Raw genomic sequence first — 19,834 nt, 5'->3', positions numbered from 1 at the left:
AGTCTGTAAGATATCTGTAGTAAGATTGTTCATAGGGAAGTCCTCTTTTCTGTGAATTTAGTGTGGTAACTCTATTCTACAGAAGGGACTTCCTTTTTTCTATTTACACAAAATATTTTACACTCTCTATTTTAAAAACCAAGGGTTTTCTCTTAATGTGGGTGTAGCACTAATAGCTTCAACACTTTTCATAATTCTAGTTGTGTATAATAAAATAACGATCAGTGAAGCAAGTAACCATTCATTACTCCAACAAATAATCCAGACAATGTTTAAAGCAATCCATTCTATCATTCGCGTTAAAATCAATTGACGGTAAAGCGCACCGAAACGATCTCCTTTTGGACGGATAAAATCAATACTAATTGTCAATGCCATTCCGATATAAATCACAGCCCAAATTGAAAAAGTAATGCCTGCTGGTGCAAATAAATTCACATATTTATCTGAAACTTCTGCTTGAGTTGCTGGTAAGATAATCCCTGCCGCACTCAAATAGTTCAATAATAGTAATAATACGAAGAATACTGGCACAGCCCAACGATAATATTTATGAAATGAGTTCATATAGTTTGTACTCCTAACTATCGTGATTTAGTTGCTTACTACAGTTCTTCTTCTTTGATTTGGTTGAATTCTAATTCAGCCACTGTTTCACGACCGAACATTTCAATAAGAACTTTAACTTTCTGATGTTCTTGATTCACTTCTTCAACAACACCTGCAAGACCTGAGAAGGCACCATCTGTAATTTCAACACGATCACCCGTATTGATATTTAAGTCGATAATTTCTTTCGGTTGTTCACCGTCACCTAGAATATAGGCGATTTCTTCATCTAAAAGTGGTGCTGGTTTACTTCCGGCACCATGCGAGCCAACGAAACCTGTTACCCCTGGTGTATTACGAACGATAAACCATGCATCATCTGACATAACCATCTCAACTAAAACATAACCTGGGAAAGTTTTTTGTGTTTTAGTTTTTGGTTCGCCGTCTTTCACTTCTGTAACATCTTGTGTAGGGACAACCACACGGAAGATATTCTCCCCCATTGCCATACTATCTTTACGTAAATCAATATTTTCTTTAACTTTGTTTTCATATCCTGAATAAGTATGTAGAACATACCATGCTTTATTTGATTCCATATTGAACTCCTTTCAAAAAATTCTCAAAATAAAAAACCTACAAAACAGTAGGTTCGTTCCTTGCGTCAATTATACCATTAATCCTTCAATGATTACTATAAAAAAACTAGAAATCACGCTCTTTTTAATTAAACACTAAATAACCAATCCATTAGTGACGAGAATACTTCATCGGTTAATGCAAAATAAGATGCGAAAATAACGACAAAGATAACAACAATCCAAGTAAAGCGATTGACTTCTTTAACTGATGGCCAATTTACCTTTTTCATTTCGTTTCCGACTGATTTAATATAGTTCATTCTTATCCACCTATCTACTTAGTTTCTTTATGTATTGTGTGCTTATTACAGTATCGACAGAACTTTTTAAGTTCTAGACGAACAGATTGACCCGTTTGTGTCGGTGTCATTTGGTAATTGCGTTGGCCACACTCTGTACATGCCAAAGCTGCTTTTCTCTGTGCCATATGCAACCCCTCCTATTATAGATTCATCTTTACATCTCAATAAATCATAATGAAAAGTACCTACAATTGTCAAGCATTGATTGCATAAGTTATCTAATTTTTAATTTCAAAAGTTATTCAAGAGAGAATGAGTCCTTTAACTTCTTCCTACATCGATCATAGGCACTTTGCACTTGGGTTTCGCTAATGACCAATTGTTTCGCTATTTCTCTAACACTGTCACCTTTTTGATAATTGAAGAATACTTTACGTTCTAGAGATGACAATGAATCAATAAATAAGTTATGGACTTCTTTCAATTCAATCATATCTTGAGCTGATATATGATAATGATTTTCAATCTGATCTAACAGATTGATTTCACTTTGATTTTTATTACTTTGATATTCAAGTGACAACTCTCTAATACCTCCACCACGCTTATACGCCTGGTCAGCACGACAAAGATTAATGATTCGGTTCTTATATAATAATTTAAAGAAGCCTGAAAATCGGTGTTGTTTTTCTGGATCATACATATCGATGGCTTCTAACATAATAATTTGTGCTTCTTGGTAATAATCTTCTAAATCATAATTAGGAACTTTGATCTGATTAAAACAACTTTTATATAAAGGTACATATCTATTCACTATATGTTCAAAAACATCTGTATTAAATTCTTTCTTTAATCCTATAACCAACGCTTCAATGGTCATTGTCTTCATCGCTCTGTATCCTTCCTGTTTTAAAATAGGATGAAACAGATTAAGTTATGTCTTAGTGGTATTAGTCGCTTTGCCCTTCAATCTCTTCTCGTAAGCGGTCCAATTTCTCTAAATGAGTGACATCCCAAGGACTTCGCCTTCGAATGCGAGAGTCATAAAAAGTACTCACATCGCTTCTAATTTGTGACTTGGCGTAATTTACTTCCATTAGTAACTCATTAGCTGATTGTCTCAGAGCACCTTGTTGAAAGACCATCCACTGCTCGGCTGCATCGCTCGTTGCGACCACGACTCGAGTCAGGGCATTTATATGCTGTTTGACTGTCCGTTCAATATAACTATCTGCTGTTTCCCCTTCTTGTGTGAAGACAACAGTGACATTAAACTCCTCAAAAGTTGAGGTAATTCCTGGGACAAATTGTGCATCAAACACCACAATGACCTCAATATCTCGATACTTTCGATAGTTTGAAAGTTCAAATAATAGCAAATCTCTGGCTCCTTGAATTTCGTCACGTTTCTTTAACTGCTCTAATTCAGGCCAAGCACCAATCATGTTATATCCGTCCACGAAGAGAACTTCTTTTCTGCGCATTTTATCGCTCCTTACATCTTTGGAATACGATGTCTGGCAACTTCATAAGCAAGGATTGCAGTAGCTACACTTGCGTTTAAACTTTGCACATGTCCAATCATCGGGATAGTTACTGTACCATCGGCATTTTTTAGAATATTTTGTGATACACCTTGCCCTTCATTACCAATAACGAGTGCAATCGCGCCTTCACTGTTCCAAGTTCGCATATCTTCGCCTTCCATAGCTGTCGCAAAGATCCAAACACCGCGTTCTTTTAACTCAGTGATTGTTTGAGAAAGGTTCGTTACGCGAATCACCGGGACATGTTCAATCGCTCCGGTTGATGTTTTTGCAACGACCCCAGTTAGTCCTACGGCGCGGCGTTTTGGAATAATAATTCCATGAACACCAACGGCATCAGCCGTTCTAATAATTGACCCTAAGTTATGCGGGTCTTCTACCCCATCTAAAATGAGAAAGAAAGGCGGGACTCCTTGGGAATCAGCTAAGTCAAACGCATCATTCAATGTAGAATATTCAAATGGTGGTACAGTAGCAACAACACCTTGGTGATTTGCATTATCTGTCATATCATCGAGTTTCGATTTTGGAACCTCTTGGAATACAATGCCTTGTTGCTTCACTAGATTCAATATATCAGTAATTGCTGGACCTGAAATCCCCTTTTGTAGAAATAGTTTATTTATTTGTGATTTTGACTCCAATAAATTGATTATAACGTGTTTTCCGTACTGAAATTCGGAATCCTGCGATATTTCTTCGTTATTCTTTGATTTTTTGGGGTCGTTATTTTTTCTATTTGGCTTCGCAGACATATTATCCCTCCTGGTTCTCATCGATATAATCAACGGCTGCCTGTAGAAGTTCTTGCAGGCGATCAAATTTGCGGCTCATATGTAACCAACCAACGAGTGACTCAAAGCCAGTCGCTTGGCGGTAATCTCCGATCGATGCATTTTTAGCTTTTGTATTGGCTTTATTATTTCGACCGCGTTTGTACATCGTAATCTCTTCTTGAGTTAAGTAGTCATCAAAAGATAGCCAATGGTGCATCACACTTGCTTGTCCGCGTGCTTCAACGTATTTTACAGCTGCTTTATGTAATTTATTGGGGCTTGTTTCGCCTTTACTTAAGACATAATCACGGACAAAGACTTCGTAAACAGCGTCTCCAATATAGGCTAAGGCTGCACCGTTGAGTAAGTTTGCTTTTTCATTCATATTAATTCTCTCGTTTCCATTGTGTTCCGTGTGGCGTATCGTCTAGTAGTATTCCTTGGGCTTTTAACTCATCGCGAATTTCATCGGCACGTTGGAAATTACGATCAGCGCGTGCTTGGTTACGTTCATCGATTAAAGCTTGGATTGTCTCGTCAACTAAGTCTTCTTTCTCAAGGACTAAGCCGAAAATACTTAATAATTCATTTAATTTTTGTTTCATTTCAATTAAAACAGCTTTTTCAACTGTTTTTTCTTCAAGATAGTGATTCATCACTTTAACCAGTTCAAACACTGCTGTCATACCATTTGCTGCATTGAAATCGTCATCCATGGCGACTTTAAACGATGTTTCGATCTCATTTACCCGGTCTAACCAGCCAGAATCTTGCACTTCGGTTGTCTCTTCCGTTTGGTCAATACGGTAATTTGTACGGCGTAATACTTCTCTTAAACGAGCAATATTATTTCGCGCATCCTCTAAAGCCGCATCATCATATTTCAACGGACGACGGTAGTGAACTGTTCCTAGAAGATAGCGGACAACCATTGGATCAACCGCCTCAATTAAATCTCTCAATAGAACAAAGTTCCCTAAAGATTTACTCATCTTCTCTTCATCTTGTCCAAACGTCACGAACCCATTATGTAACCAGTAATTTGCAAAAGTCTGGTCATAATGACCTTCTGATTGCGCAATTTCGTTCTCATGATGAGGGAACTCTAAGTCTTGCCCGCCTGCATGAATGTCTAATGTATGGCCTAAATGTTTCGTTGCCATCACTGAACATTCAATATGCCAACCCGGACGTCCTTCTCCCCATGGAGATGCCCAACTAATCTCACCGTCTTTAGCCTTTTTCCATAAAGCAAAATCAATTGGATTCTCTTTACGTGCAAGTTCTTCATCATTTGTACGCTCACTTGCCCCAACACGCAATTCATCTAAAGACATATGAGACAGTTCACCGTATTTTTCAAAGGAGTCTGTTCTAAAATACACATCCCCATCTGCTTCATACGCGTGACCTTTTTCAATTAAACGCTCATTAAATGCCACAATATCTTCAATATGATCCATGACGCGTGGATATTTATTCGCAGGTTTAATATTCAAAGCACCTGTATCTTCCATAAATGCTTCAATATATTTAGCTGCCACCTCTTTAGGCGTTAATCCTTCTTCTTTAGCTGCTTTAATAATCTTATCATCAACGTCGGTAAAATTTGATACATAGTTAACAGTAAATCCACGGTACTCTAAATAGCGACGAATGGTATCGAATGCCACACTACTTCTAGCGTTCCCAATATGAATATAATTATATACAGTGGGTCCACAAACATAAAAAGTCACTTCATTCTCTTTTTGTGGTGTAAAAAATTCTTTTTGTCTAGTTAATGTATTATATAATTGGATACTCATTGTTATTGACTCCTTTATTTAATGTATTCATATCTTATCATAATTACCGCCGTTTACCTATGGAGAGAATAGGTAAGATTCTTCTATTCATTATTCCAATATAAAGAAAAACCACCACCTAAACGCCTGCGCTAAGTGATGGTTTAATGATTATTAGTTATACCTATTCATTTGGAACTAAAGCAAAAGCACGAACACTAAACCCTGGTGACCCAACAATATTCACTGGTGCGACAATAATTACAGCTCCTTGAGTGGGTAATTGCTCTAGATTCTTCATCACTTCGACTTGATATTTATCTAAAGCTAACCAGTAATACTCAGCAGCAAGGGACCCCGTGCGAGTGTAATCGACACCACTATCCGTATCTAATGTCTCATGTCCAATGGCATTCACTTGACGCTCCTTATGTAAATATTCTAATGCCTCGACTGACCAACCTGGCGTGTGACTCACACCTGACTCATCTTTATTATAAAAGGCATCGTGATCTTCCCAACGTCTAGACCATCCGCTTGAAAAAGCAACGAAACTTCCAGCTGGAATCTCTCCATTCTCTTCTTCATACGCTTGAATATCTGCCACACTGACTGTGAAATCAGAATTTACTTCCACTTTCTCTTCAAAATGCAGTACATACAACGGAAGAATTAACTCATCTAAAGTTAACTCGTCTAAAGTACGTTTACCCGTTGCGAAATGAATCGGTGCATCAATATGGGTACCGTATTGGCTCGGCAGTGTAAATTCTTTAGCATAAAATCCATCTAAATCAATGTTAAAGATGACTTTCTCTGTTAAAATTTCTAAAGCTGAAAACTTTGGAATCTTATCAGAAACTGGATGACTTAAATCAACTCGCTTAGCACTTAATAATAGTTGAGCGAAATCAGTTTGAGTCATATCTATCCCCACACTTCTTCAGCAACTGATTGAACTAAACGGATCTTATCCCATTGTTGTTCTTCTGTTAAGATATTGCCTTCTTCAGTTGAAGCAAAGCCACATTGTGGACTTAGACATAAGCGTTCTAACGGAACAAATTCCGCCGCTTCATGAATGCGTTTAATTAATGTTTCCCGATCTTCTAACTCACCATCTTTTGATGTTACTAAACCTAGAACAACGTATTTATCATCAGATACATATTCTAATGGTTCAAATCCGCCCGCACGATCCGTATCGTATTCTAAGAAGTATGCGTCGTAATTCCCTCGGTCAAATAAGGGTTGTGCAACTTCATTATAACCGCCTTCTGTTGCCCATTTTGAATGATAATTTCCTCGACATACATGGGTATTAATAACTAAATCTTCCGGTGCACCTTCTAAAGCTTTATTATTGGCAGTAATATAAAGTTCTTTTAATTTTTGACGAGTTTCTGCTTTTGCTCTTTCTTCTATATTATCTGAGTTTAACTGTAATTTAGTAGATACGCCTTCAGGGTTCTCTGACACAATCATCCCCCATGTACAGTCATCTAATTGGATTGTACGAGCTCCAGCGTCATATAAATCACGAATAACTTGTTGGTAAGCTTTTGCTACATCGTTAACTAATGCTTCTTCACTAGAATATACTGCTTGAGTGGCTTCAATGTTTTCTGGGCGATATAATTCAGCAAGTAATTGAGCTGGTGCTGGGAAAGTTTGTTTTGCTTCAATACCTTCGGACACATGATCACGAACAAACTTAAAATCCTCAACAAACGGATGATTTTCACCTGAAACTGGTCCTGATAATCGAGCTGTTTCGGCACGAGTATACTCACCGTGGAATTGATAACCACCGTCGTTAACTTTTTCAACCCCGTTTAAGCCCCAGAAGAAATCAAGATGCCACCAACTACGGCGAAACTCACCATCTGTCACTGCTTTAAGTCCAACTTCTTCTTGTTTTTTAATTAATTCAATAATGAATTTATCTTCAACGTCTTTTAACTCTGCTTGTGTAATTTTTCCTTCAGCAAACTTTGCTCTAGCTGCTTTTAACTCCTCTGGTCTTAAGTAACTTCCTACAACATCATAGCGAAATGGTGAACGTGTGCGTTTTGTAAAAGTAGTCAAGTGTGTTCCTCCTAATATTTTAAAATAATTTAATCAAAGAATTTATGGTAATAAAAAAATCCGTCCCTTTGTTATAAAAACAAAGGGACGGATTATCCGTGTTACCACCCTAATTTACAATCGTTTTACAACGATTGCCTCAACAATGCCAGATAAACTAACTCTATCTGAGATTCGGCAATATAACGGTTGCACCCGTCTAGATAGCGTTAACCATGCTAGCCACTTAGAGCTCATCTTCCTTACCTTTAACTAGACCCTTTCTCACCAACCGGGCTCTCTTTACATGTCTTCAGTAAGTACTCTTCTCTTCGATGTGTTTCTTTAAATATTGATTAATATTTGATTATAATTTAACTCTTAAATAAGAAGAAGTCAAGTGAAATCTTTCCGTTATCTCATATTTTTTATAAAAGTTTTGTAAAACACATCTTTTCACTTCATCAGTGAATTCATTGATGCCATGAGAACCTCTACAGATTTTTTGAAAACTTTTTATAAAAGAGCTTACGATTCGACTACCTATTGATTCTGTAACTCAATTCGTTCGTACAGAATCTAATGCGGTAGTTCGTCCTTTGCATGGCACATGAATTCTCTGATGTCGCTTCAACGTGCTGAATAGTAATCTAGAGAAATATATTATTTAAAATTATTATCACAGAGTGAGTTTATGAAAGTGAAAAGAGTGTGAGATACCGTAGTAACAAGACGACTGGACGCACTAGAAACCGTAGGAGCAGAGCCACGTAAGGATTCAGTAGTACAGCGAGGTGGAAGATATATCCCTTAACGAAAGTCGATGGGATTAGCTGAAGACGTTCCACTACGGTCACCGAACCCTTCTCACTGGAATATATGAAATAACTCCAAAACAAAAAGGACCCGACAGCGTCGGATCCTTGTATTAAAAATATGTTTAATTCATTTGAGTTTTCACTTGTTTAATGTGATCTAACGCTTTTTCTTTACCTAAAACTTCAATCACGCTTGGTAAGTCTGGACCATGCATTTGTCCGCTGACAGCGATACGAATAGGCATGAATAACTTGCGACCTTTAACGCCAGTTTCTTTTTGAATCTCTTTCATTAACGGTTTAATGTTTTCTGAAATAAATTCAGCTTCTGGTAAAGCTTCTAATTTCTCAGCCATTGCGTCGATAACAACAGAAGCTGTCTCTTGGCTTAGCTCTTCTTTTGAAGCTTCATCAATATGTAAATCATCATTGAAGAATAAACTTGATAAATCAACGATTTGTGCACCGTATGACATTTCGTCGTGATATAAGCTTACTAATTTACGCGCCCATTCAATTTCTTTCTTATCAGGTTCACCGTCAATCAAACCAGCCTCTTGTAAATGAGGTAATGATAAATCAACAATCTCATCTAAGCTTGCAGCTTTAACGTAAGTATTGTTAATCCAATCTAATTTCTTCGCGTCAAACGCGGCTGGAGAGGTTGATAAACGATCAACATCAAAGATTTTGATAAATTCTTCTTTAGAGAAGATTTCATCTTCACCTTTTGGTGACCAACCTAATAACGTAATAAAGTTAAACATTGCTTCTGGTAAGTAACCTAAACGACGGTACTGTTCGATGAATTGTAAAATTCCACCGTCACGTTTACTTAATTTTTTGTTCGTTTCACTGTTAACAATTAATGTCATGTGACCGAACTTTGGATATTCCCAACCAAACGCATCATAAATCATCATTTGTTTTGGAGTATTTGCAATATGGTCGTCACCACGTAAAACGTGAGAAATTTCCATAAAGTGGTCATCCACAGCAACAGCAAAGTTATAAGTAGGCATACCATCTTTCTTTTGAATAACCCAGTCACCTGAGATATTTTTTGATTCAAAGCTTACTTTCCCTTTAACCATATCTTCAAATTCATAGACTTCGTCTGCAGGAACACGGAAGCGAATCGCTGGAACACGTCCTTGCGCTTCATATGCGTCGCGCTCCTCTTGAGTTAAATTAGAGTGTTGTCCGCCATAGTGTGGCATTTCTCCGCGTGCACGTTGTGCTTCACGCTCAGCTTCTAACTCTTCTTCAGTCATATAACATTTATATGCTTTATCTTCTTCGATTAATTGATCGATTAATGGTTGGTAAATGCTTAGTCGTTCAGATTGACGGTATGGACCATATTCACCCGGGTTTAATGGGGATTCATCCCAATCAATACCTAACCAGCTTAAGTTATCTAACTGGCTTGCTTCACCATAATCTAAGTTACGGCGAGTATCTGTATCTTCCGTTCTAATTATAAAGTCTCCCCCGTTATGGCGAGCAAATAAATAATTGAATAACGCTGTACGCGCATTCCCAATATGTAATTCTCCTGTTGGACTTGGTGCATATCTTACACGAATTTTAGAACTCATTCGATTCAAACTCCTTTTATCTTTAATTTAATTTTATTTACTTTCAATTCTACCACTTGAATGTGTAGGTTTTGCAAAAATCATACGCCCTGCTGCTGTTTGAATGGTACTTGTGACTACAACAGAAATACGTTCATTCATAAAGTGCTGTCCTTCTTCGACAACAATCATTGTACCATCTTCTAAGTAGGCTACCCCTTGTTTACGTTCAGTACCCGCTTTAATCACTAATACTTCCAGTTCCTCGCCAGGGATTAATACAGGTTTAACTGCATTCGCTAATTCATTGATATTAAATATTGGAATTGCTTGGAATTCAGCCACTTTATTTAAGTTGAAATCATTCGTCACAATCGCTGCATCAATTAATTTAGCTAAGCGAACAAGTTTACTATCGACTTCATCAATATCTTCGAAGTCACCCTCATAAAATTCAATCGGTACTACTTCATTTTTCTGCAATTCATTCAATATGTCAAGTCCGCGACGTCCTTTGGCACGTTTTAATGAATCAGCAGAGTCGGCAATATATTGTAACTCTTGAAGAACAAAGTTTGGTATCACTAACACACCTTCTAAGAAGTTTGTGTGAACGATATCCGCAATCCGCCCATCAATAATAACACTCGTATCGAGTAATTTATACTTTCTAAACGTCTCATCTGCCTTACGTTCTAACACTTGATTGTCTGAACTTTCCTCTTTTTCGCCTACTGGCTTGCTAAACTGTCCAATGAAATTCTGCCACTCTTCTTTACGACTAGTTGCTGTATTATAACCTACTAAGGCAAGTGTCACTGATAATACGACAGGTAAAACTTCTGAAACAAAAGGAATATTTAATGATGCAAAAGGCAAAGCAATTAAATACCCTAAGATTAAACCGATTAAAATCCCAATTAATCCTAAGACTAGATTTGAAATTGATAATTGATTAATTTTTTCCATAAGTCGTTTCACTGATTTCTCTATTAATGGGGCTGTCAATGTACCCAATAGAATGAATAATAGGCCAAAAATAATAGCATTAATATAAGGATTACTTAAGTAACTTAAACGAATATTTAAATTTGCCCACAAATGCGGACCAACAGATACCCCAAAACTTAATCCAATAATAATGGATAAAAATATAATAATTCTCTTATACATTATGTCACCTCCTAAACATATTTTGACTCTTAATAATCTTACTTTCACGTAGCTAGCGTGGAAATACTTTTCTTACAGCTTCTTGAATGGTTTTGACAGGAACAATTTCAATGTCAAAAACATCTTTTAAATCTTGGTAATTATTCTTTGGAATAAAGACCCGTTTAAAACCTAATTTAGCCGTCTCTTTTAGACGTTCTTCGATTTGACTCACGCGGCGGATTTCTCCAGTCAAGCCAATCTCACCAATATAACAATCATCCACTTGTGTGGGCTTATTCCAATAGCTTGAAGCGATACTCATCGCAATCGCTAAATCAATCGCGGGCTCGTCTAATTTTATACCACCTGTAATCTTAAAGAAGGCGTCTTGGTTTTGAACTAAGAGACTACAATGCTTCTCCATCACTGCAAGTAACAGTGATATACGTTGATAATCAATCCCACTCGCTGTTCGCTTAGCAGTCCCATAGACAGTCGGTGTCATGAGCGATTGAACTTCAGCTAAGATGGTCCGCGTCCCCTCTAAGGCCGCAACTACCGTTGATCCTGTTGCTCCAGGAATTCGTTCTTCCAAGAAGAGTTGTGACGGATTACCGACTTCTTTCAATCCAACGTCTAACATTTCAAACACACCGAGTTCATTTGTTGATCCGAAACGGTTTTTTACTGCTCTAAGGACTCTAAAGCGGTTATGCTTCTCACCTTCAAAGTATAAGACCGTATCTACCATATGTTCTAACATACGAGGTCCAGCAATATTGCCTTCTTTAGTTACATGACCGACAATAAAAATTGCGATTCGGTTTGACTTAGCAATACGCATTAGAATTGCGGTCGCTTCACGGACTTGTGACACAGAGCCAGCAACTCCTGTATGATCAGGTATCGACATTGTCTGAATAGAGTCAATCACGACCATGTCTGGTTCTAAACGTTGGATTTCACGGGCAATTAAAGCTAAATTCGTATCAGCTAACAAGTAGAAATTATCGTTATTTAATTCTAAACGTTCTGCACGTATCTTAATTTGAGAAAAACTTTCCTCACCTGTAACATACAAAATCTTTTGCTTTTGAGCGAGTTGCATCGCAACTTGTAAAAGAAGTGTTGATTTACCAATTCCTGGATCTCCACCAATTAATACGAGTGAACCCTCAACAACCCCGCCACCGAGGACTCGGTCAAACTCTTGAAAGTCAGTACTCATTCGATCTTCTTGAGTATATTCAATTTCGTCTAATTTTAAAGCGCTACCTTCTTGGCGTTGCTTCGATGTTTGGACATTTATTTGGTCTTTACCCTCTGCAGCAACAATATCAGCTGGTTTTTCTTCCATCTGATTCCATGCACCACAACTTGGACACTTACCTAGCCATTTAGGAGATTCATAACCACAAGCTAAACATTCATACATTAATTTCTTTTTAGCCACGATGATCCTCCTTTTATTTATTCAGTGTCTGAAGAACCAAACCCACCTGTACGTTGAGTTAAGCCACCTTCATCGCCATCTGTTTTTAAAAACTTCGTAAAGATTCCTTGAGCAATACGATCACCTTTTTTAATCGTGAAATCTAATAAACCATAGTTAATGAGTTGAACATAAATATGTCCTTCGTTCTTCTCATTATTATAATAGTCTTGATCAATGATTCCGATACTATTCGGCAAGCTTAAAAAGCGTTTAAGAGGATTGCTTGAACGGTTCACAATTTGTAAGTACTCATCCTCTTGCATATACGATTTAAGTCCTGTCGGCACTAGTGTTGATTTCAAAAGAGTTGAATTTTCCTCAGTCTCAGTTGGCTTCGTTGGTGCAATGTTAAAGATTTTTCTGAATTCGTCAGCAAAATAACCGAGTAATTGCTTCACCATACTTGGAATCACAATTGTCTCGGCTGATTCGATATCATATCCTGCCGCATGCGTGGTTGAGCGTTGTGGGATTTGAATATCTTTATCATAACACGCTTTGACTACTTCAAAGCCACGTAATTTTTCTTCTGTCATGGTCATCCTCTTTCTATCAGTTTCTTATATTCTATTCTAACAAATTTCAGCCCTTAAATGGAGACTAAGCATTTCTTTTTCTATGATTAATTTATGAATGTCTCTCTATAAAGTATTATAATATGTTAAACCATTTATGAACTTCATTATATCTGGATTAGAGTGAAGTTTACTCATTCAAATAAAAACCAAAAACCCGCTTGTATGTTAGATGTAGCTGGTACAAATTATACGCTAATCTGTCTAACAAACATACAGGGTTTTGGTTTTTATATTGTCTTTTAAATTGGTAAATTTTATTTATTTAAATGTTCTTCAATATCTCGCGGTGCCCAAACTGAAATGGAGCCACCATTTACTGGGAACGTTCCCCAGCCGTCTTCTTCAATGGTTACTTCACCATCATGATGGCCTAAGTAATCCACAAACACTTCACCTGGCTTGGCAGTCGACACTTGCATACGTTTCTCTCCACCGCTATTATTACTAATAACTGTAGCTAAACCATCTGGGAAAGTTTCATTCCCTTGACGAGTCCAGCCGACAACATGCGCATCATCAAAGTAATCATATTGATCACCGTACGCAAACGTTCGGCGAATAAATAATAACTTATCAATGATTTCTTGAAAACTTGTTTGACCAAACTCACCTTCGACACCGTAATAATCTCCATAGAAGACCGTAGGTAAGCCAGATTCACTTAGGAGTATAATACCATAAGCAAGCGGTTTAAACCAATCTTCTACAAAGCTTTCTAATGACTGCCCATGTTGCGTATCATGATTCTCAACAAAGGTTACTGCATACCACGGATTTTCTTTCATCAGCGTTCCATCAAAGATTTGGCTTAAATCATAGGCCTCCCCTTGTTTACTTGCATCAAAGAAGTTCATATGAAGTTTAACATCTACTAAATCAAAGCCATATTCAATATCTTCTAAATAGCCTACTTTTGAGTCATAGTCGGCTACCCAATACTCACCAAATACATAGAAGTTTTCTGCCCCCATTGCATCCGTTAAAATAGATACTAAATCTGCCACAACTTTTCTGTCGATATGCTTAATCGCATCCAATCTGAACCCAGATATACCAGTGGTTTCAATGAACCAACTCGCCCAATCTTTAACATTTTGAATGACTTCAGGGTGATCAAAATCAATGTCAGAAAACATTAAAAAGTCGAAATTCCCTTTTTCGCCATCAACATTTTCATTGTCGGCCCAACCTTTATTCTCACCTTGGATTTGGAAGATTCCTGTCTCGTCATTACGCGCATCATAATCGAGCCCTGAGAAATGATACCAATGCCATTCAAAATCATTGTATTTTTTATTACGTCCTGGGAAATTAAAATGCGTGTAGCCTTCAATTTCATAAGGTTCAGAAATCGGTTGTTGGCGATTTTCTGGATCCATTTTCATTACAGTAAAGGTCTCTTTTTTATCTCCATTTGCCTTATGGTTCAAGACGATATCTGCAATTGGCTTAATGCCGTTCTCTTTCAACGCATTAATAGCATCTAAATATTCATCTTTTGTTCCGTATTTAGTTCTAACACTTCCGTTTTGGTCAAATTCACCTAAATCAAAAATATCATAGACACCATAACCTGGATCATTTGTCCCTGTTGCTTTAAAGGCTGGTGGCATCCAAACCGACGTAATCCCAATTGAAGCTAAGTGTTTTGCGTCATCTTTTAAACGTTGCCAATGTTTTCCGTCATCTGGCAAGTACCATTCGAAATACTGCATTAATACACTGTTTAAATTATTCATTGTATACCTCGCTTCTTTTAAGTTGATATTGAAATTATATTTATTTTACCATAATATTCCAAAAGCAAACATTAATAGGCATTATTGAAAGTAATTTACCTTTCTTTGGTATAATCAATTAAAGGAGCAGTGATGTATGATGATTACAGAAAATGATAAAAAATATTTAAATCGTTGTGTTGAATTAGCGCAATTAGCCTTAGAAAAAGGCGATGAACCGTTCGGTTCGGTCCTTATTTCTGAAGATGGGGAAACTTTATTTGAAGATTATAATCATGTCTCGGGCGGCGACCATACACAACATCCCGAATTTGCGATTGCGCGCTGGGCTGCGCAAAATATGAAACCAGAAGAAAGAGCAAAAGCAACTGTCTATACTTCGGGTGAGCATTGTCCAATGTGTTCAGCTGCCCATGCTTGGGTTGGTTTGGACCGGATTGTCTATGCAAGTTCTTCGAAGCAACTAGCAACCTGGCTAGAAGAACTTAATGTGGACCCATCGCCTGTTTATAACCTACCGATTGAAGAAGTCATCCGCGACGCAAATGTTGATGGCCCTGATCCAGACTTAGCTGAAGCTGTTCGTCAATTGCATATTCAACTTCATTCCCAATAACCTATTCACGAAACCCTTTTCATTGAGTTTGAAACTTAATTCCGTTATCGTGTTGATAAGAGGAGTGATAGTTATGAATTACAAACGCTTTGATCAAACCATCGTTTTACGTTTAGACCGCGGAGAAAAGGTAAAAGAATCCATTCAAGCGGTTTGTGAAAAAGAAAATGTAACGCTCGCAACAGTGAATGGTATCGGAGGCTTAGATAGTGCTTCGATTGGCATTTATAATTTTGACACTTCGGATTATAAGATTAATGAATTTAATGAGTTTTTAGAGTTAACTTCCTTGTTAGGTAACGTCACTCAAATGGATGGCGAATATTATGGGCATTTCCATGCAATTGTGGGTAATAGTAAAGGCGATGCTTTTGCTGGAGATTTAGATGAAGCCGTTATTGGCGCTGCAGGCGAAATCTTTATCCATATTATTAACGGCACCGTTGAACGTTCCGTTGATGACGAAACGGGTCTAAACGTATTAAACTTTGATAAATAAACAAAATAGCAAGGCTGCTTCTTTTGAGCGTGTAGTGAACCCCAAAAGTTGGAGTTTATTCAATTAAATATTAAGCAGACAATTGAGTGTCTTGTTTTCGGTATTCAACCGGAGATAAGCCACTCAATTTTTGTTTAATGCGATCATGGTTATAGTAATAAATGTAGTCTTCCATTCGTTGTTTTAGCTCAGTATAGGTGCCTGGCTAGATATTTAATAATTACTGAAGTTAATAGATACTCAAAAACCCGCTAGCAGAAATTTGCTGGCGGGTTTCTTCATTACACTTAATTAAATTCAACTGCTACTCCAAAGTGATCGCTCACGACGGGTTCTTTTTTGCCATCAAAAACAACTCGGTAATTTTTAACTTCTCCCGGGTAATCCGTAAAGATATAATCGATTCTTTTTTCATCCGTATGGCCTTCCCATCCGTCAATAGCACTCAAAACGGTTGCAGATCCAATCTTTTCTTCTGCCTGAACATAGGCATCTTTTAATTGAGGAGCCGTCGTTTTTATATAGTCATAACCTTCATCTCTAAGCCTCGCCTCGTTATTAAAATCACCCATAAAAAGATGAATCTTCTGACTCTCTTTTTCAATATGAGGAAGCGTATTATCCCATTCATACTTGAATAAATGATCACCTGATGGATCTAACCACCAAGAGTAGTGGCATGAAAAGACTACCCATTCTTTACCTTCAAGGCTTACATTACCTTTTAGAACTCTTCTGGTGTAGTGATTCGCATAATCCGATATTTCAGATAGTAAGAAACTTTCTGGACTGAAAGGTGTTTTGGATAAAATAGCCACACCTTCATCGTACACATCATAGCCAATATGATTGGCTGTCCAACTCCAATAGTAATGAAGTCCACGCTCTTTTAGCAACTGAACGATGAGATATGCAAAGTTATCTTCCTTTATAGCAACAGGATACATTTCTCCAGAAGCTTGGATAAATAAATCGTCCACAATTTCTTTCGCTTCCATCGTTTGATTAATTTCCTGAAGAGCGATAATTTGAAAATCTTCTTTGGCAATATAATCAACGATTTGTCTTAATTTTAATTCTGGATCCTCTTCCATCCATGAATGCGTATTCAGTGTTAAAACGTTCAATTTATTTCTCCATTCTAACCAATGTTTCTATCATTCACTCGACCAATCTCTGTATCTTCGGAGATATCATTCGTTTGAATGAACTCAAAGTCTTGATTTTCTGTCAAGTTCGTAAAAACAACCATGATAGTGGTATCTTTTTCTGCTTTTTTAATCGAAGCCAAGTCCATTTCAGCTATTTTATCTCCTGCAATGACTCCTTGACCTTCTTCAACAAAGATTTCAAAACCTTCACCTTCTAATTCAACTGTATCTATTCCTAAATGAATAAGTACTTCAATTCCACTTGCTGTTTCAATACCAATTGCATGTTTGGTTGGGAAGACATTTTGAATTGTACCATCTACTGGAGAGACGACTGTATTTGATGAAGGGTTCACTGCATAGCCGTCACCCATCATTTTCTGAGCAAATACTTCATCATTTACTTCAGTAATCGGAAGCACGTCACCTTTTGCTACAGGGAAAATTGCTGTTGCGAGTCCTTTTGAATCTGTAGCCACTACTTCCTTTTCATCCATTTCAGGTGTTTCATCAAGTTTAGATTCTGGAATAGGTGCATTAGAGCTCAATACATCCATAATATCAGATTTTAAGACATCTGCTTTCGGTCCATAAACTGCTTGAACTCCTTTATTTTTCTTCACAAGCCCCATTGCGCCTGCTTTTTTCCAAGCGTTTTCGTCTCCAACAGAATCAATATCATTAACAGAAACACGTAAGCGAGTCATACAAGCATCTACATCTGTAATGTTTTCTTTACCACCTAATAAGTGAATAATATCATACACTTGTTGTGTAGCATCTACAGGCTCTCCATTTTCAGATGCTACTTCTCCACCTTCGTAATTTCCATTACGTCCTGGTGTTGCATAATTGAATTTCTTAATTAAGAAGTTTGCAATAAAGTAAGTCAATATTCCGAATAGAAGGGTTACCCAAACAAAGTTAATTAAATCCATACCTAGTCCCGCACGAATCGCTAATGGCGTACGTGTAAGCAATTCAATGTTACCAAACGAGTGAACACGTAAGTTTACGATATCAGCCATCGCAAATGCTGCTCCTTGGATTACCGCATAAACGATATACAAAGGCATAGCTGCGAACATAAACATAAACTCAAGTGGTTCTGTAACACCTGTTAAAAATACAGCTAAAGCAGCTGATACATACATTGATTTATGTGTTTTTAGTTTGTCTTTATCGACATTTTTATACATGGCATAAGATAGACCCATTAAGATACCTGATGATCCAATCATTTGTCCGACTTTAAAACGAGCAGGGACTACATTATTAAATAATGCTTGATAAGTTGCTGTATCACCAGCAGCATCTAAGTTAATTAAATCTCTTACCCATGCTAACCATAGCGGGTCTTGACCGAATACCATAGTACCCTGCTGTGCACCACTTAATACTTCATAGGTTCCTCCAAGAGGTGTGTAGTTAATTGGAATAGTTAACATGTGGTGTAAACCAAATGGTAATAATAGACGCTCTAATGTACCAAATAAGAATGGAGCTAAGACTGGAGCTGAGTCTTGTGATCCAGCAATCCATACACCGAAACTATTAATACCACTTTGAATAAATGGCCAAACAATCGCTAATACAATTGAAGCAATTAAAGACCATAAGATAACAACAAATGGTACAAATCGTTTTCCGTTAAAGAAGGATAAGGCATCGGGTAGTTTTCTAAAATTATAATATTTATTGTAAGCAACCGCTCCCATAAATCCCGCAATAATACCGACGAAAACCCCCATATTTAAAGCTGGTGCCTCTAAAATACTAACAAAATAACCATCAATTGGTATTTCTGCTCCAAATAATGTTAGTGTTACTGCATTTGGGTCAGCTAACATTTCACTGGTTACGCCAAAAATCGCTCCTGTAATTCGGTTAATTAGAATAAAACTGATCCCGGCAGCAAAGGCACCCCCAGCTCTATCTTTTGCCCAACTTCCACCGATTGCTAATGCAAATAAGATATGTAAATTTCCAATAATTGCCCAACCAATATTCTCAATCACACTACCAATCGAAATCAAAGCTTGCATATCTGGATTAATTAGAGGAAGTGATCCACCAATACTAATCATTAATCCTGCAGCTGGCATAACAGCAATAACGCCCATTAAGGCTTTCCCGAATTTTTGCCAAAATTCAAAATTAAATATTTTTTTCATCTTTCTTCTCCTTGTCTTCTTTTATTTTTTATATTTCTAAAAAAATTGTGAATCTGGTATTGTCACCTTCCATCTTATTCATTTATTCCCATCATAATGACTACTACACTATAAACAGTAAAAACGATTTCAATTTATTATACTTTTTTAGAAGACCGCTTTCATAAAATAGTTCATTTTAGTAGTAATGTATAAAACTTCACTAGTGTTGCATTAAAATATTAACCTGTTCCATGGCATAAAAAAAGGTTCTACAATAAATAGGGTTGATGACAAAAATTAAAATGTCATCAACCCTATCTTTGTGTCTTCTAAAAGACGCAGATATTCGTTATATTAAAAGTACCACCAAATAACATAAGGAGAATATCTACGCATGAACCATTTTATCCAAAAAACCTTTCAATTAAAAGA

19 protein-coding genes, 2 pseudogenes and 1 other annotated feature are annotated in these 19,834 nt (G+C 37.1%); of the genes and pseudogenes, 2 read left to right on the top strand and 19 right to left on the bottom strand.

Annotated elements, in window-relative coordinates; all coding sequences use genetic code 11:
- Window positions 1–126 precede the first annotated feature (126 nt).
- From ACEN4N_RS08935 to ACEN4N_RS08860, 16 genes are all read right to left on the bottom strand, one after another.
- A complete protein-coding gene (locus ACEN4N_RS08935; protein ID WP_407094087.1) occupies window positions 127–567 on the bottom strand; it encodes a hypothetical protein in 441 nt (146 codons plus the stop codon).
- 38 nt (window positions 568–605) lie between these two features.
- Complete coding sequence (gene nusG / locus ACEN4N_RS08930) at window positions 606–1,151, bottom strand: transcription termination/antitermination protein NusG (protein ID WP_197104055.1); 546 nt, start codon at window positions 1,149–1,151, stop codon at window positions 606–608.
- 128 nt (window positions 1,152–1,279) lie between these two features.
- Complete coding sequence (secE, locus tag ACEN4N_RS08925) at window positions 1,280–1,453, bottom strand: preprotein translocase subunit SecE (RefSeq protein WP_338486777.1); 174 nt, start codon at window positions 1,451–1,453, stop codon at window positions 1,280–1,282.
- Window positions 1,454–1,467: 14 nt separating this feature from the next.
- The gene (gene rpmG / locus ACEN4N_RS08920) at window positions 1,468–1,620 is read right to left on the bottom strand and encodes a 50S ribosomal protein L33 (protein WP_138404229.1); all 153 of its coding nucleotides are present in this window, start codon (window positions 1,618–1,620) and stop codon (window positions 1,468–1,470) included.
- A 113-nt stretch (window positions 1,621–1,733) separates the two neighbouring features.
- Window positions 1,734–2,327, bottom strand: a complete 594-nt coding sequence (locus ACEN4N_RS08915) for a sigma-70 family RNA polymerase sigma factor (RefSeq protein ID WP_138404230.1) — start codon at window positions 2,325–2,327, stop codon at window positions 1,734–1,736.
- A 61-nt stretch (window positions 2,328–2,388) separates the two neighbouring features.
- Window positions 2,389–2,922: an NYN domain-containing protein gene (locus tag ACEN4N_RS08910; protein WP_338486781.1), complete on the bottom strand. Its 534-nt coding sequence runs from the start codon at window positions 2,920–2,922 to the stop codon at window positions 2,389–2,391.
- 11 nt (window positions 2,923–2,933) lie between these two features.
- Entirely contained in the window at window positions 2,934–3,740 is an 807-nt protein-coding gene (gene rlmB, locus ACEN4N_RS08905; RefSeq protein ID WP_407090887.1) for a 23S rRNA (guanosine(2251)-2'-O)-methyltransferase RlmB, read from the bottom strand.
- A 1-nt stretch (window position 3,741) separates the two neighbouring features.
- Window positions 3,742–4,146 carry a Mini-ribonuclease 3 gene (locus ACEN4N_RS08900; RefSeq protein ID WP_407090886.1) on the bottom strand — a complete coding sequence of 135 codons (405 nt, stop codon included), beginning with the start codon at window positions 4,144–4,146 and terminating at the stop codon, window positions 3,742–3,744.
- A 1-nt stretch (window position 4,147) separates the two neighbouring features.
- On the bottom strand, window positions 4,148–5,569 hold the full coding sequence (gene cysS, locus ACEN4N_RS08895) for a cysteine--tRNA ligase (protein WP_407094086.1): 1,422 nt from the start codon (window positions 5,567–5,569) through the stop codon (window positions 4,148–4,150).
- Between the two features lie 163 nt (window positions 5,570–5,732).
- The gene (locus tag ACEN4N_RS08890) at window positions 5,733–6,473 is read right to left on the bottom strand and encodes a cyclase family protein (protein ID WP_407090884.1); all 741 of its coding nucleotides are present in this window, start codon (window positions 6,471–6,473) and stop codon (window positions 5,733–5,735) included.
- A 2-nt stretch (window positions 6,474–6,475) separates the two neighbouring features.
- Window positions 6,476–7,636: a 5-methyltetrahydropteroyltriglutamate--homocysteine S-methyltransferase gene (locus ACEN4N_RS08885; RefSeq protein WP_407090883.1), complete on the bottom strand. Its 1,161-nt coding sequence runs from the start codon at window positions 7,634–7,636 to the stop codon at window positions 6,476–6,478.
- An 80-nt stretch (window positions 7,637–7,716) separates the two neighbouring features.
- Window positions 7,717–7,960: a binding site (T-box leader), on the bottom strand.
- Window positions 7,961–8,555: 595 nt separating this feature from the next.
- A complete protein-coding gene (gene gltX, locus ACEN4N_RS08880) occupies window positions 8,556–10,034 on the bottom strand; it encodes a glutamate--tRNA ligase (RefSeq protein ID WP_138404237.1) in 1,479 nt (492 codons plus the stop codon).
- Window positions 10,035–10,067: 33 nt separating this feature from the next.
- Window positions 10,068–11,186 carry a PIN/TRAM domain-containing protein gene (locus ACEN4N_RS08875; RefSeq protein WP_138404238.1) on the bottom strand — a complete coding sequence of 373 codons (1,119 nt, stop codon included), beginning with the start codon at window positions 11,184–11,186 and terminating at the stop codon, window positions 10,068–10,070.
- Between the two features lie 52 nt (window positions 11,187–11,238).
- Window positions 11,239–12,603, bottom strand: a complete 1,365-nt coding sequence (radA, locus tag ACEN4N_RS08870; protein WP_235888772.1) for a DNA repair protein RadA — start codon at window positions 12,601–12,603, stop codon at window positions 11,239–11,241.
- 35 nt (window positions 12,604–12,638) lie between these two features.
- Window positions 12,639–13,199 carry a dUTP diphosphatase gene (locus ACEN4N_RS08865; RefSeq protein WP_407094085.1) on the bottom strand — a complete coding sequence of 187 codons (561 nt, stop codon included), beginning with the start codon at window positions 13,197–13,199 and terminating at the stop codon, window positions 12,639–12,641.
- 296 nt (window positions 13,200–13,495) lie between these two features.
- Window positions 13,496–14,980 (bottom strand): alpha-amylase, encoded by a 1,485-nt coding sequence (locus ACEN4N_RS08860; RefSeq protein ID WP_138404241.1) that lies wholly within the window; start codon window positions 14,978–14,980, stop codon window positions 13,496–13,498.
- A gap of 136 nt (window positions 14,981–15,116) precedes the next feature.
- On the opposite strand from ACEN4N_RS08860, the gene ACEN4N_RS08855 reads away from it, so the two are divergent.
- Together ACEN4N_RS08855 and ACEN4N_RS08850 are read left to right on the top strand one after the other, a co-directional pair.
- Window positions 15,117–15,596 carry a nucleoside deaminase gene (locus ACEN4N_RS08855; protein ID WP_235888769.1) on the top strand — a complete coding sequence of 160 codons (480 nt, stop codon included), beginning with the start codon at window positions 15,117–15,119 and terminating at the stop codon, window positions 15,594–15,596.
- 73 nt (window positions 15,597–15,669) lie between these two features.
- A complete protein-coding gene (locus ACEN4N_RS08850) occupies window positions 15,670–16,095 on the top strand; it encodes a PPC domain-containing DNA-binding protein (RefSeq protein ID WP_407090857.1) in 426 nt (141 codons plus the stop codon).
- Between the two features lie 70 nt (window positions 16,096–16,165).
- Here the strand turns inward: ACEN4N_RS08850 and ACEN4N_RS08845 are convergent.
- The 3 genes and pseudogenes from ACEN4N_RS08845 to ACEN4N_RS08835 all read right to left on the bottom strand — a co-directional run.
- Window positions 16,166–16,291, bottom strand: a pseudogene (locus ACEN4N_RS08845) (IS3 family transposase); the annotation flags it as partial.
- Between the two features lie 91 nt (window positions 16,292–16,382).
- Window positions 16,383–17,222, bottom strand: a complete 840-nt coding sequence (locus tag ACEN4N_RS08840; RefSeq protein WP_407090856.1) for an endonuclease/exonuclease/phosphatase family protein — start codon at window positions 17,220–17,222, stop codon at window positions 16,383–16,385.
- A 107-nt stretch (window positions 17,223–17,329) separates the two neighbouring features.
- A pseudogene (locus tag ACEN4N_RS08835) lies at window positions 17,330–19,420 on the bottom strand (PTS transporter subunit IIBC); the annotation flags it as partial.
- Between the last annotated feature and the right edge of the window lie 414 nt (window positions 19,421–19,834).

Origin of the sequence: Ruoffia sp. FAM 20857, from assembly GCF_045528645.1 — a bacterium.
GTDB classification, from domain to species: Bacteria; Bacillota; Bacilli; order Lactobacillales; family Aerococcaceae; genus Ruoffia; species Ruoffia halotolerans.
The sequence above is the reverse complement of the archived record's forward strand: the minus strand, read 5'-3'. Positions and strand labels throughout refer to the sequence as shown.

What these genes read in the sequence shown, in the direction of transcription:
- ACEN4N_RS08935 (WP_407094087.1), bottom strand. Translation starts at nt 567, where the DNA reads ATGAACTCATTTCATAAATATTATCGTTGGGCTGTGCCAGTATTCTTC.
- nusG (WP_197104055.1), bottom strand. Translation starts at nt 1,151, where the DNA reads ATGGAATCAAATAAAGCATGGTATGTTCTACATACTTATTCAGGATAT.
- secE (WP_338486777.1), bottom strand. Translation starts at nt 1,453, where the DNA reads ATGAACTATATTAAATCAGTCGGAAACGAAATGAAAAAGGTAAATTGG.
- rpmG (WP_138404229.1), bottom strand. Translation starts at nt 1,620, where the DNA reads ATGGCACAGAGAAAAGCAGCTTTGGCATGTACAGAGTGTGGCCAACGC.
- ACEN4N_RS08915 (WP_138404230.1), bottom strand. Translation starts at nt 2,327, where the DNA reads ATGAAGACAATGACCATTGAAGCGTTGGTTATAGGATTAAAGAAAGAA.
- ACEN4N_RS08910 (WP_338486781.1), bottom strand. Translation starts at nt 2,922, where the DNA reads ATGCGCAGAAAAGAAGTTCTCTTCGTGGACGGATATAACATGATTGGT.
- rlmB (WP_407090887.1), bottom strand. Translation starts at nt 3,740, where the DNA reads ATGTCTGCGAAGCCAAATAGAAAAAATAACGACCCCAAAAAATCAAAG.
- ACEN4N_RS08900 (WP_407090886.1), bottom strand. Translation starts at nt 4,146, where the DNA reads ATGAATGAAAAAGCAAACTTACTCAACGGTGCAGCCTTAGCCTATATT.
- cysS (WP_407094086.1), bottom strand. Translation starts at nt 5,569, where the DNA reads ATGAGTATCCAATTATATAATACATTAACTAGACAAAAAGAATTTTTT.
- ACEN4N_RS08890 (WP_407090884.1), bottom strand. Translation starts at nt 6,473, where the DNA reads ATGACTCAAACTGATTTCGCTCAACTATTATTAAGTGCTAAGCGAGTT.
- gltX (WP_138404237.1), bottom strand. Translation starts at nt 10,034, where the DNA reads ATGAGTTCTAAAATTCGTGTAAGATATGCACCAAGTCCAACAGGAGAA.
- ACEN4N_RS08875 (WP_138404238.1), bottom strand. Translation starts at nt 11,186, where the DNA reads ATGTATAAGAGAATTATTATATTTTTATCCATTATTATTGGATTAAGT.
- radA (WP_235888772.1), bottom strand. Translation starts at nt 12,603, where the DNA reads ATGTATGAATGTTTAGCTTGTGGTTATGAATCTCCTAAATGGCTAGGT.
- ACEN4N_RS08865 (WP_407094085.1), bottom strand. Translation starts at nt 13,199, where the DNA reads ATGACAGAAGAAAAATTACGTGGCTTTGAAGTAGTCAAAGCGTGTTAT.
- ACEN4N_RS08860 (WP_138404241.1), bottom strand. Translation starts at nt 14,980, where the DNA reads ATGAATAATTTAAACAGTGTATTAATGCAGTATTTCGAATGGTACTTG.
- ACEN4N_RS08855 (WP_235888769.1), top strand. Translation starts at nt 15,117, where the DNA reads ATGATGATTACAGAAAATGATAAAAAATATTTAAATCGTTGTGTTGAA.
- ACEN4N_RS08850 (WP_407090857.1), top strand. Translation starts at nt 15,670, where the DNA reads ATGAATTACAAACGCTTTGATCAAACCATCGTTTTACGTTTAGACCGC.